This is a genomic window from Rhodococcus sp. CX (genome assembly GCF_015865005.1).
Taxonomy (GTDB): Bacteria; Actinomycetota; Actinomycetes; order Mycobacteriales; family Mycobacteriaceae; genus Rhodococcus.
In genome coordinates this window covers 8,154-20,036 of record NZ_JADZGH010000276.1, presented here as the reverse complement: position 1 = coordinate 20,036, position 11,883 = coordinate 8,154, and the positions used below count along the sequence as shown (strand labels likewise).

Annotated in this window: 13 protein-coding genes and 1 pseudogene; 5 read left to right on the top strand and 9 right to left on the bottom strand. The window is 63.8% G+C overall.

Annotation, left to right across the window (positions count from 1 at the left end; genetic code table 11):
• The 6 genes from I0Q12_RS31260 to I0Q12_RS31235 all read right to left on the bottom strand — a co-directional run.
• Positions 1-464: LLM class flavin-dependent oxidoreductase (locus tag I0Q12_RS31260; protein WP_197257904.1), on the bottom strand; the 464-nt coding region annotated here is incomplete at its 3' end.
• Between the two features lie 129 nt (positions 465-593).
• On the bottom strand, positions 594-1,631 hold the full coding sequence (locus I0Q12_RS31255; protein ID WP_197257902.1) for a LacI family DNA-binding transcriptional regulator: 1,038 nt from the start codon (positions 1,629-1,631) through the stop codon (positions 594-596).
• Between the two features lie 9 nt (positions 1,632-1,640).
• Positions 1,641-1,982, bottom strand: a complete 342-nt coding sequence (locus I0Q12_RS31250) for a hypothetical protein (protein ID WP_197257900.1) — start codon at positions 1,980-1,982, stop codon at positions 1,641-1,643.
• 15 nt (positions 1,983-1,997) lie between these two features.
• Complete coding sequence (locus I0Q12_RS31245) at positions 1,998-2,300, bottom strand: antibiotic biosynthesis monooxygenase (RefSeq protein WP_197257898.1); 303 nt, start codon at positions 2,298-2,300, stop codon at positions 1,998-2,000.
• A 21-nt stretch (positions 2,301-2,321) separates the two neighbouring features.
• Positions 2,322-3,503: a pentapeptide repeat-containing protein gene (locus I0Q12_RS31240; RefSeq protein ID WP_197257896.1), complete on the bottom strand. Its 1,182-nt coding sequence runs from the start codon at positions 3,501-3,503 to the stop codon at positions 2,322-2,324.
• Between the two features lie 98 nt (positions 3,504-3,601).
• Entirely contained in the window at positions 3,602-6,082 is a 2,481-nt protein-coding gene (locus tag I0Q12_RS31235; RefSeq protein WP_197257894.1) for a hypothetical protein, read from the bottom strand.
• Positions 6,083-6,246: 164 nt separating this feature from the next.
• Here I0Q12_RS31235 and I0Q12_RS34530 point away from each other — a divergent pair.
• Positions 6,247-6,482, top strand: a pseudogene (locus tag I0Q12_RS34530) (transposase); the annotation flags it as partial.
• Between the two features lie 270 nt (positions 6,483-6,752).
• Complete coding sequence (locus I0Q12_RS31230; RefSeq protein WP_197257892.1) at positions 6,753-7,349, top strand: DUF2510 domain-containing protein; 597 nt, start codon at positions 6,753-6,755, stop codon at positions 7,347-7,349.
• Positions 7,350-7,371: 22 nt separating this feature from the next.
• Here the strand turns inward: I0Q12_RS31230 and I0Q12_RS31225 are convergent, their stop codons facing one another.
• The gene (locus tag I0Q12_RS31225; RefSeq protein ID WP_197257890.1) at positions 7,372-7,863 is read right to left on the bottom strand and encodes a hypothetical protein; all 492 of its coding nucleotides are present in this window, start codon (positions 7,861-7,863) and stop codon (positions 7,372-7,374) included.
• A gap of 490 nt (positions 7,864-8,353) precedes the next feature.
• Entirely contained in the window at positions 8,354-8,560 is a 207-nt protein-coding gene (locus I0Q12_RS34525) for an excalibur calcium-binding domain-containing protein (protein WP_231611791.1), read from the bottom strand.
• 4 nt (positions 8,561-8,564) lie between these two features.
• On the opposite strand from I0Q12_RS34525, the gene I0Q12_RS31215 reads away from it, so the two are divergent.
• From I0Q12_RS31215 to I0Q12_RS31205, 3 genes are all read left to right on the top strand, one after another.
• Positions 8,565-8,978, top strand: coding sequence for a hypothetical protein (locus tag I0Q12_RS31215; protein ID WP_197257888.1), 414 nt, complete (start codon positions 8,565-8,567; stop codon positions 8,976-8,978).
• Positions 8,979-9,574: 596 nt separating this feature from the next.
• A complete protein-coding gene (locus tag I0Q12_RS31210) occupies positions 9,575-10,345 on the top strand; it encodes a replication protein (RefSeq protein ID WP_197257886.1) in 771 nt (256 codons plus the stop codon).
• 244 nt (positions 10,346-10,589) lie between these two features.
• A complete protein-coding gene (locus I0Q12_RS31205) occupies positions 10,590-11,579 on the top strand; it encodes a rod shape-determining protein (RefSeq protein WP_197257884.1) in 990 nt (329 codons plus the stop codon).
• Positions 11,580-11,634: 55 nt separating this feature from the next.
• Here I0Q12_RS31205 and I0Q12_RS34520 read toward each other — a convergent pair.
• On the bottom strand, positions 11,635-11,883 hold a 249-nt coding region (locus I0Q12_RS34520; RefSeq protein ID WP_269437729.1), incomplete at its 5' end, for a penicillin-binding transpeptidase domain-containing protein.

Sequence of the window (11,883 nt, the reverse complement as noted above, 5' to 3'; positions counted from 1 at the left end):
CACAGCTGCTTCATGACCGTGACGTACTCGGTGGCCTGCGCGTACCGGTAACCGAAGTACTCCTCCCCCGGCCACAGACCCATCTGCGTGTATTCGTTCGGGGCCCAACCGGTCACGATGTTCACACCGAAGCGGCCGGGAGCGATCGAGTCGATCGTCGAGGCCATGCGGGCCACGATCGCCGGCGGCAGGGTCAGAATCGCGGTCGAGGCGAACAGCTTGATCTTCTCGGTCACCGCGGCGAGACCTGCCATCAGCGTGAAGGACTCGAGGTTGTGGTCCCAGAACTCGGTTTCACCACCGAAGCCCTTGAGCTTGATCATCGACAGCGCGAAGTCGAGTCCGTGCTCCTCGGCCTTCTGCACGACCGCCTTGTTGAGCTCGAACGAGGGCATGTACTGCGGAGCGCTCTTGGAGATGAGCCAGCCGTTGTTGCCGATGGGGATGAAGACGCCGATTTCCATGTCACTCCTGACGGGCGGGGAGATTCGAGGAAGCGATCCGGGCCGCGCTGTCCGGCTCGCTGTGACTTCGAATGTATGCAGGAGTTATTGCCGGTCCGGGACCGTCCGGTAACGGACCTGTTGCCTATGTTAACGATCATGAACGGGCTCGGCGCACACCGCCGCACTCCCCCGCTGCACCCACTCCACATCGAACTTCCGATGCACCGGAGCGCCTGCCGCACCGTCGATCCGCGCCAGCAGCAACTCCGCCGCCGCTACCGCCATGTCCTCGAGCGGCTGACGCACCGTCGTCAGATCGAAGATCGACCAGCTGGACTGCTGGAGGTCGTTGTAGCCGACAATGGAAACATCTTTCGGCACAGACAGATTCAGACGCTTCGCGGCATCCAGCGTGCCGTAGGCCATGTAGTCGGTGGCGCAGAACACCGCTGTCGGGCGGTCCTCGCCGGCGAGCAGCGCAAGGCCACCCTCGAGGCCGGTCGACGCATCCACGGCGCCGCGATACACCCGCTTCTCGTCGAGCTCGACGCCGCGCGCCGCGAGGCCGTCACGGAAACCCTGCTCGCGCAACCGGATGCTGGGGTTCTGCAACGGACCGGAGATCAGGCCGATCCGGGTGTGCCCCAGATCGACCAGGTGGTCGGCGATGAGCCGGCCACCGCGGACGTTGTCCGACGTCACGCGATCGACCTTGCCTGCATGCCGGTCGTCGACGTCCCGGCTGAGGATCACCAGCGGGATCTTCCAGTCGATCATCTCCGACACCATCGGCGAATCGAGCCGCGACGAGATGAACACGACGCCGTCGACCAGGCCCCCGCGCAACGCGAGGATGTCCTTCTCGAGCGAGCCTTCGGTGCGGTCGCTCATCAACAGCACCCGGTAGTCGTGGCGCGCGAAGCAGTCCTGCAGGGTGTTCACCAGCGTCGGATACGACGGATTGCGCAGGTCGCCGCTCACGATGCCGATGGTCGACGACTTGCGCGTGATCAGGCTCCGCGCGGTGACGTGCGGGACGTAGCCCATCTCCGCCGCGAGGGCCTGGATGCGCTCCCGCGTCTCCTCGATGACCCGCGGATCGTTCCTGAGCGCACGCGACACCGTCGACTGCGACACCCCTGCGCGGCGTGCGACGTCGTAACTGGTGACCGACTTGCTGCCCATGACGGGATTCTAGGAGCAACCGGCGAGGACGGCCGGGCGAGCGGATTTCGCGACCCGCCGCAATGACCCCTGACGCAGCAGTCCGAACACTGCCGACCCATCGACGGCGGCGTTCGGAGTTGGAGGCGAATTGCATTCGACGAAGGTGGTCTCACTATTCGAGTCGACGATGCCCACATCAGCAAAGCCAGCAGGAGTGGCCAGCTCACGCAGGTCCAGGGCGCATTCGGACATGCCGAGCACATGCTCGGGTGCCTCGGCGATGTCGTTGGACTGAGTATGGATGGCGCGGGCGGTCTGGACCAGCGGGAGGATCTTGCTGCCGCGGGCCTCGTCGATCCAGTCGTTCAAGCGGGGCAGCGGCGGTCACGTGGGCCAGCTGTAGTTCTTCCACTCGGTGGCGATTGTGGTCTCATACGACAGGAAGAACTCGTCCCGCCCACGCTGCTGGGTATGAGCGTGCTCCGGCTGCTCCCGCCATTGAGCGATAGCCTCGCGGGACTCGAACCTCGCCACCGCCAGCTCCGAGCCGTCCTCCCCTGCGAATCCCTCGATGGAAACGAACCCGGGAACCTGAGAGACGAGGTCCAACATTCGTTCGAACGTCCTCTGATATTCCTCCTGGTCGACGTCGGTGCGGGTCTTGATGTGGAACAGGACGATCTCCATGGCTCCTCCAATCGAGTGTCGTTAGGTGGTGGTCTGCCGAGCACCGTGCGGTGCGGAGTGAAGGACAAGACCCATCGGCACGTCACCGTCCACCCTCGGTGTACCAACCGCTGCGCGAAGGTCGATGTGGCCGCCCGCGCTTCGCGTCTTGTCGAAGCTGAGCGTCGCGTTGTTGATATCGGCGCCGCTGAGATCCAACCTGCCGCTCTGAAAGTTTGCGCCTGCGAATTGAAGCGTCGCTCGGCCGAGCTGCGCGGACGCCATGGTGACGTCCTGATTGAAGAATGCGCCGTCGAAGGAGACGGTGCCGGCGAATGTGGCGTGATTGAACGTCACGAAGCCGGTGCCGCAGAAGCGCGCGCCCGCGAACGTGGGTCCGGGTGCCGCGATGGTGGCGTGATCGAACGAAACCTCGCCCTGACCGAGTTGCGCGCCGGCGAAGGTGACCGAACATCCCCGATGGAATGTCACGTTCTCGAAACTCAGCGACCCATGCTCGGGTGAAGACATCCTGTCGAATCGCACTGAGCCGCGGACAAAGTGAGTGTCTGTGAACCGAACTTCGGCCCCTTTGTCGAGAATGACGTCATCGAACCACACCTCCGCGCCGTTGAATCGAGAACCGTCGAAGTTGGAAGTGCCCGAAAAGACCGCCTTGCGGAGGTCGAGCCTTCCGGAATCGAACCGGACGTCCCGGAAATCCACGCTGTCGAGGTGTGCGCCCCTCAAGTTGAAGGTGGAATTCGACCAGCTCGTCGCGCTGCCTGCGCGTAGTCGGTCCACGATGGCCTCGAGCGCCGCCCTGCGCGAGTCGGGTACCGGGGGTACCGCTTTACTATGCGAGTCGGGTACCTCGCTTGTCGCTCCTGGAATCGGTCCGTCCGATCGAATGTGCATACACAGCACGTCAATACAGGCCTGCCGGTTGTTCGGCCAGATGTCGGCTAGCTGAGCTAGCGCATACACACCGGCGGCCCGCACCGTTTCGTTGTTGTCTCCGATCTGCTTGGCCGCGCCCTCGAAGCGGTCGGTCAGGTGCCCCGCCTCCGTCAGGCGATAGGTTTTGTGACCGAACCAGACGGTGAACGACGTACCCACGGCGACGAGCGCAGCCACCAAACCGGTTCGAATATCCGCCATGACCTTGTACTCGTCGTCTTGCTGCTCCGGAGGAAAGGGCGGTGCCATCAGTCCGGGGATCACCCACACCACGATGGCGAGTCCGACGACAGTGACAACTCCTGTAAGGAGGAACCGAAGGAACGCGCTACGCCGAAGCTGGGACCGCCACGCACTCTGAGTCATCGCCGCGCCAATCTGGCTAGTTCTGAAGACAACGATTCACCGTGCAAGCAGTCGTGTCGAAGCCGGAATTCGTCCATGAAAGGCGACTGGAGGCTGCCGAGCTCGAACGATTCCGGCCCGCGGGGAAACAACGCTCGCGCCAGCTGAAAAGGCCGGGGAGACGATGCATCCATCGCGCCGAGAACGGCGTCGCGGTCGATTTCTCCGGGCGGGAACGCACCGGCCATTCGGCTGGCGCAGTCGAGTGCGTCGGCTGGGTGGTCGGCGAGTTCGAGCAGACGGTTCAGCGCGCGCCCCCGGACATCGATGTAGAACTGCATCGTGTAGTCGTCAGGCCGTTCGACACCGTGGAAGAGGTAGGCGTGCCGCACGGCCTGGCCGTACTCGTCCGCAGCGATATCGTGCCGATGCTGCTCCCAGTCCATATCTGCGCGCAAGAGCAGCAGGTTAGCGGCGAGTTCCTCGTCGTCTTCGTCGATGAGTTTGCTACTGCGCCGAAAGTGTTTCTCCACCGTGGTCGGGTCCGGCGCCGTCCTGCCTGCCAGCAGTTGCGCTAGCTCGAACTCGACCCATGCCGCGTTCCAGTCGTCGGGGAGCAGACGTAGTGCCCGAAGATAGTAGAAGTCGGCCTGCGTGTCGGCGGGGTGGGCGTAGCGGTAGGTGTGCGCCATGAAGATGTCCAATAGCGCCGCCAGACGACGTTTCTTGCCTTTCAGGGTTTCGGCGCGGCGGCCTGTGCCGTGCCGGTGCAGGCCACACAGGTGCTTGACCTGCAATAGTGCCTGTCGGACCGAAACCCAGTCGGCGTTCTCAGGTTTGGCAGACCGCAGCGGGTAGGACTGCAAGATCGTCCTCAGCGCCCCGTGGAGTTGGTCGAGTTCTGGCCAGACGGCTTCATCGGGGAGGATGTCGACGTCCCACAACGCGCGGTTCTGTCCGGTCGCCGGTCCGCGGTGCTGTCCGGCGAGGACACCGAGGTCGGCGACGAGCTGATCGCAGAAGTCGAAATGAACGTAGTTCCCCCACCACCAGAACGCGTCGAGGAAAACCAGCGAGATGTCCCGGATGACCTGGGAACGGTCTGACGATCGCGATGCCAGACCGCTGTGGACCAGCCACTCACGCTTGTTTCGCTGCCACGCCGGATCCTCATAGACGAAGGACTCGCCGTAGCTGGTGTTCTTCGAGCCGGACACCTTCGCCCGGTAGTAACTCGTCGCCCGACGGTTGAGGTCAGCAAACCGATCCGGGTCCGATGCCCGCATCAGTTCCAGCAAGCCGCTTCTGACCAAGGACGTGACGCGCAGACGGGAGCCGTCCGCCGACAGGTCCTCGACGAAGGGAAAGTCGGCTAGGCAGGTGAGCAGGGCCCGCACCTGGCCGCCCGACACGGTCTTTGGGCCGAGCAGGTGCCGCAGCAAGGGAGCGTCGAACTGCCGTGGCACTGCGGCGACATCGAGCGTGGACGCCATGAGTTCGTCGATATCGTCGCCGACGGCGACGCCTCCGATGCTGACCGACCGGACCAGCAACTGCGCGAGGTGCGCCGCGCGACGGCGGTCACTGCGCATGGCAACAAGCTCATCGAAGACCGGATCGGAAGTGCTCATCTGAAGGTCGCCGCGCCTCGACAGCAACTGGTAGAGGAGCTTGAGGACTGCAGGATGCCCTCCGCTTGCCGCGCAGATCTGCCGAACCATCGCCGATGACGGCTGGTGCCCCGAAACCCCGCACAGCCAGGCCTCGACAGTCGGCTCGTCGAACTGTGAGATGCGGGTGATCCGGGTACGTTCCTGATCGAGGGTAGACAACAACGTATCGGATTCCTGAGCAAATACGACCACGGTGGTGGAGAGACTGAGTACGAGTTCACCGATCCAGAGCCCGATCTCCTGGTCGGCGATATCGTCGGCGTTGTCGAGCAGCAGGAAACATCCGTGATCTTCGGTCATCGCGTTCCAACGCGTCGCAAACTTGTGGGCGATGTCACCGGCGGCATTGCGCCACGCATCAGCCAGCACTATCGGGTCGAGCGGGCGGAATCTCTCGTCGACGAAGTCCTCGATCCGAATGATCCGCGCGTCGTACACCTCGGCATTACGCACACTCAAGTCGAGCTCGCGGATCTCTCGCCGGTCGGCGTCAGTGCCGATCCGCCCGATCAGTGCTTCCAGGAGCCGAACGAACTGTAGGTAGCTGGCCTGAATAGCCCCAACGGACGCTTCGGGTCCTTGGTCGCCGCGGTGTCCGGGATCGAACTCGCTAAGGTCGATCCGCACTGCTGCTCGCGGAGCATTCAACTCGATGTGTTTGAGCATCGCGCTCTTGCCACAGCCGAGGATTCCGCACAGCACCTCGACATGATCAGTCGGCACCTCCGTGTGCAGGATCGTATGAACAAGGTCCGGATGCACTACCACGTACACCGGATGCACTGCCACATAGGCCGGACGCACTACCACGTACATATCGATCACCCGCCTACCGTCGCGTCGCGGCCCGAGTCGCCGCCATATCGAGCAAACGCCTCGATCAGCTCGATCGTCATGAGTAGTCGACTACTCGATTTCTGCTTCACCGTTCGGCGAATGATCCGCTACTCGTAGCCATGGACTCGACCCGCGTGCCGGTGGTGCAGTCGCGACCGCGCTGGGTGTTCGCCGATCGCGGCTGCGACCTGGACAAGTACCGGAACCTGCTGTCCGCCCGGGGTATCACCCCGAAGATCGCTCGCCGTAGCGCCGCTCACGGTCCGAGCCCAGGAAGGTGCGCTGGGTCGTCGAGCGCACTTTTGCCTGGTTACATCAGTTCAAACGTCCTCGTATTCGTTCCGAAGTACAAGCTGACCTATATTACGGACTGCTCGAGCTCGCTTGCGAGCATCATCTGCTTGACGCCGTTGCAGCGATCATTCTGAAACAGTCAGTCAGGGGATCACCGCACTCGCCAGGCAGCTCCGCTCGTCGCGATGACCCTAAGTACTCGCTGTTCGGCTCGTGAATTCTTGCAGGACAAGAACTTCCCGAGGTACGAGGCTGGCACCGAGCCAGCCCCCCACCATTCACGAATCACCCCCTACCGGCGCACTGCGCGATACCCTCAGTACAAACTTGAATCATCGACCGTTTCCTTCGGGAGGTGCGAGCCATGAGCGAGCCACGCAGTGCCGCCCCGGGATGGTATCCAGATCCCCAAGGCAAGCAGCACTACTGGGATGGAACGCAATGGCTGTCACTTCCTGAACCTCCAGGACCGGAACCTGATCAACGGAAGCGATTGAGCCGCGGCATGATCGGATGCATTGCCGCGTGCTGCGCAATTCTGGCTCTTACGGCAGTTGCAGTACTGAAGGTCAATCACGACACAGACGTCGATGCAAAGGCGGCAGCCGCCGAGACAGCTCGGCAGAGCGCCGAACGTCGGGCGGCGGAGGTTGCCGATCGCGAACGGAAGGAAGAAGCCGAGCGATCGATGAGGCAGGCAAGCGTACATCAGGTCGAGGCCAGCATCATGGAGATGGCGACGGGTCACGCAAACTCATCGATCATCGACGGTCCGATCCTCTCGGTTTCATGTTCTCCCGTAGCGGGTGGATCCGTCGACGATCTACTAGCTGCCACTACAGTTTTGGAGTGCTTTGCCGCCACACAGGAGAACCCGAACGGAAGCCGAAGCGGATACAAGTATCACGCAACCATGAACTGGGAGACAGGGAGTTACACCTACGGGTTCGGCGCTCCATAGCCGAACCGGCAGGGCCCGGAGTTCACTCTACCGAGAACATCACGCCCAAAGTCATCATCGAAGTATCCGAAATCATGAGGGGCAGTGAGCATCCGTCCGAATCCAGATTCGCCGGACATCCCTTCGAGACAAAATCATCGTGCTGATTGTAGAGAATTTCAAACATTTGGTTCAGGCTGTCGTGATATGAGGGGTCGAGGGATTGCATCGCGGAACGTTCGAAAAACTCCACGTATGCTCTCCGCTCGTACATGCAGGTCACCGGATCCACGTCGTCCGCGCACGCCGTCGAGGTCATTTGGTCGAACTGTTCAGACATCGACGCGGCTTGTCGGGTTGCGCGCGGCATAGCGCGCTGCGTTGTGATTGGGCTCGGCAATGGAGAACTCGAAGCCGTGGTCGCCCGATTATCACCCGTCCACTCGGGAGGCGTTGCCTGTTCGTCCGATGAACCGCACGCTGCCAGTACGGCAATGACCGTAGGCGAGACAAAAGCGAAAAATGCTCTCCTCATTCACATATGGTGCCACCGTAACCGGTAAGCCGTCCCGGGGTTGGGGCTCGATTCGACCGCTGGCGTCGACGCCGCGTCACAACAGAAACGTTGACCGAAGAGGCGACTATGGGCTGCCGACGATTCGGCATCGTCCGAGTAGGTGACGATCTCGAATTCCGGAGCTGCGCCTCCTCGTACGCGCCCTCCGACCTGATCGCCGACGTGGACGGACAGTCCGGAATCGACCAGTGCGGACGCGTCGCTCCGGAGGAGCTGGACGACGGCCCGCCCGTCCGGGGCTTTTAACGAGGCACCCGCCCCAGGTTCATCTCGTCGACGGAGAGCTCGAGGTAGTCGATGTAGAGCCTCCGTGCTCCTCGATGTCGGGGATGATCAGAGTTGCCGTGATGCCGGTGGGTCGCATGCCGAAAGCTCCCTCGGTCGATGCCGGAGCATTACCCGATTGCACTACACAGCATCAACCCACAACCCGGTTCGATATGGGCCATCAACTCCACTCGCAGGCGACTCCGTCGCCGTCGGCATCGAGCTTGGACCGGTAACCCGGCTCACCTATATACAAAGGTGCCGCGCCGGCCGCGCGGGCGGCAGCGCAATTCTTGTAGTAGGCGCTCGACTGCGGTGCAGGCGCCGGAGCCGGCGTATATACGGGCGGCGGGGTGTACGCGGGCGTGTACACGGGAGGCGGCGGCATGTAGGTGGGCGCTGTCGTCGCGACGCTCGAGGACTGCGCCCCCGAAAGTGGCTGCATCACCGCACGCGTCGGTGCACTCGGGGTTGCGGGCACGCTCGACCGGACAGTGGTCGATACCACCCGGACCGGTTCGACGGACCCGGAATCCGAATCGTTCGTTCCGATCATCAGACTGCCTGCCACGACGGACAGCAACGCGACTCCGACCCCGGCCATCCATCGCTTCGTTCGCCGGCCGGCGGAAGCATCGGGCGATGCTTCCGCCGTGACGCGCACAGGTCCAGAACCGGTAGAGGCAGACGCAGGCGGCAACGGGCTCACCGGCTTGCTGAACGACACCCTGGAACTCGCGCCGCTCGGCGTCGTAGGCGCAGCACCGGTCGTGGGCGCAGCACTCGGCGCGCGAAGCCCGACGTGATTCCGCTCGGTGACCCGTCCCGAGGAATCGAATCCGTACAGCTGTATCCCCTTGGCGGTCGCGTAGTCGACGGCTGTCTTGCCATAGCCGTTGAGCGCGAAGTAGGCCATCGCGTCACGAGATCTGAACCTGCGTTCCCCGTACGTCATCACCAACTCGGAAAGGCTGACCGGAGTAGTGCCTAATGTCACCTCCGCCACGACCCCGCGCGCCCTGATCTGCATCGGACCCGATCTCCGAGGCTCGAGCGTGAAGCCCAGCGACTTCAGGTGCCGCTCCGCGATTGCCTTCGCTTCCTTCGGTGTCAACTGCGCCGTCATGCCGTCCTTGCTCGTCGCTGCCACACGCTCGATGCCCGGAAGTGCTGCCGGGCTGCGTCCCTCACGGGAGTTGTCGCCCCGGGATCATTGGCCATTACATCCGCGCATCCCGCGCGATCACGACACCGAATGCGTGTTCGAAAGAATCCTTGCGCCGCCGGTAAGCCCGGTGCCAGAATGGCCCAATCGTCACGCCCGTGGCGTCACAACTGAAGAAGGCCCGCCAGGAGTTGCAGCTCCCGACGGGCCGGATGTCCGACTGTAAGGGAGTCGAACGTGGGCCAGAATACCCTGGCTGGCGGCGTGCGTCGTGGACCGCGCCTCGCCAGCAATTTCACCATTCTCAGCAATGCCGTCATCAACGACGAGCGCCTCTCCTTCCGCGCACGCGGCGTGCTCGTCTGGCTGTTGTCGAAGCCGGACGACTGGCACACTCGCTCCGAGTCGATCGCCGCGCAGTCCCCGAAGGAGGGCCGCGACGCCGTCCGCTCGGCGCTGCGCGAGCTCGCCGACCTCGGCTACCTCGTGCGCGAGAAGATCCAGGACGAACGCGGCCGGTGGAGCACGATCCAGACGGTGTACGAGGAGCCCGTGACCGGTCCGACGCCTGGAAAACCGACCCGCGGGCGCACCGACGTCGGGCAACCCGGCGCTCTTGTCAGTACAGAGAAACCAAGGACGAAAACCAACCGCTCGTCCCGAGCCGGGAAGGTCGCGCCCAGTCCCGCTGTCGGCCGGCTCGCCACGGCATGCCGGGCTGCCGGATTGACCGCGACCTTCGCCTATCTCAAGCCCGACGACGCCGCAGCCATCGACCGACTCGTCGAGACGCACGGGATCTCACCGCTGGTCACGGCCGCGAGGTCCGTTCACCGTGCCCACGATCCGATGCGGTTCGCGCAGGCGTGGATTCCGCTGTGGCAGGCGCTCCCGGAACCGTCTGCAACACAGCCGAAATGCGCCGCGTGCGACGAGTACGGGTGGCTGCCCGACGACGAACACGGTCGTGCCGTCAGGTGCAGGTGCCGCGCCGTTACTGCGGCGTGACTTGCGTGCACCGCGGTTGGGGGAAGAATAGTCAAACATCCCAGCGCAGAGGGCACTTTCGTCACTTCGGCTCACAACCGCACCGGCTGTGGGTAGATTTCGCCCAGATATCACCCGATATTCCGGCCAACAACGCGTTGAAAGATTTCGTCGGCGGTAATCTGTGGTACGCGACATCATCCCAATGTCGCTGCCGCTGTTAACCATCTGGACGATCTCGCGGGATTTCCGGTCGGAGGCCGACGTGCGTGGATTTGGTATCGATCTCGGAACTGCCAACACCGTCGTCGGGACCCCCGATGACGGAATAGTCCTGAACGAGCCATCATTGATGATGGTGCGAACGAAGGATCCGCATCGCGCTCTCGCGATCGGCCAGGATGCGAGTGCCCTAGTCGACCGAACTCCGGTCGGGATCACGCCGGTTCGTCCGATTCGCAACGGCGTGATCGTGGACCTCGAATCGGCCAGGGCCTACGTCTCGGCCGTTATCAAGCGGGCCGCCCCTGAGCGACGGTACGGTCTGCGGCCGACGGGCGTCATCGCGATTCCCGCAGGCGCCACCCCGCTCGAGCGTCGGGCATTGCTCGAGGTCGGGCACGAGGCCGGTCTGCGGAAGGTGGCCTTGGTGCCGGAACCTGTCGCGGGTGCCCTCGGGTGCGGGATCAATCCGCTCGAACCGCGTACCCATCTCATCGTCGACATCGGCGGCGGCACTTCGGAAGTCACCGCCATCTGCTTCGGTGGCGTCCTGTCGCACCGCAGTTGCCGGATGGCTGGCGAGGACCTGACCCGAGCGATCCACCGGTATCTGCGTGCGAAGCACGAGATCATCGTCGGCGAGCTCACCGCCGAGCGGGCGAAGGTGGGCACGACCGAGACCACCGACGGACAGACGCTCGTGGTGGAGGGCCGCGACGCCGCGACCGGCCGGGCGCGACTGCTCACCCTCGAAACCGACGAGATCATGGATGCGGTAAAGCCCGCCATGACCGGCATCGCGCAGACGCTGGCCGCATGCCTGGACGATCTTCCTCCGCGGGCGATCAGCGACATCATGGCCGAAGGCATTCTGGCGATCGGCGGCGGATCGATCCTGCGGGGCATGTCGCAGATGATCGAAGAGTCCTTCGGGCTCCCCGTGAAGACCGCCGAGCGCCCGCTCACCTGCGTCGCCGAAGGCGCGACCGCCTGCATGGACCACCCCGAGGTGGTCGCGGCCTTCGCCTCCTGACCGCTCCCCCTCGTGCGTGGTTTCGGTAGCAGCCGCTACCGAAACCACGCACGGGTCAGCGGGTCGTGCCGCGGATCTGTGCGAGGTAGCGCTCGAGAAGGCTCTTGACCACCGGACCGGATGTCGCAGAACCGAATCCACCGCCGCGCACCAACGCCGTCACCACGACCTCGGGCTGCTCGGCGGGCACCACCGCGGAGAACCAGGCATTCAGGCCCTTGCCGGGCGCCGACGGGTCCTCCGCCGTGCCGGTCTTGGCAACGGCCGTCACCGGGAGGCTCGCGAGCTGGCCGGCGGTACCGGC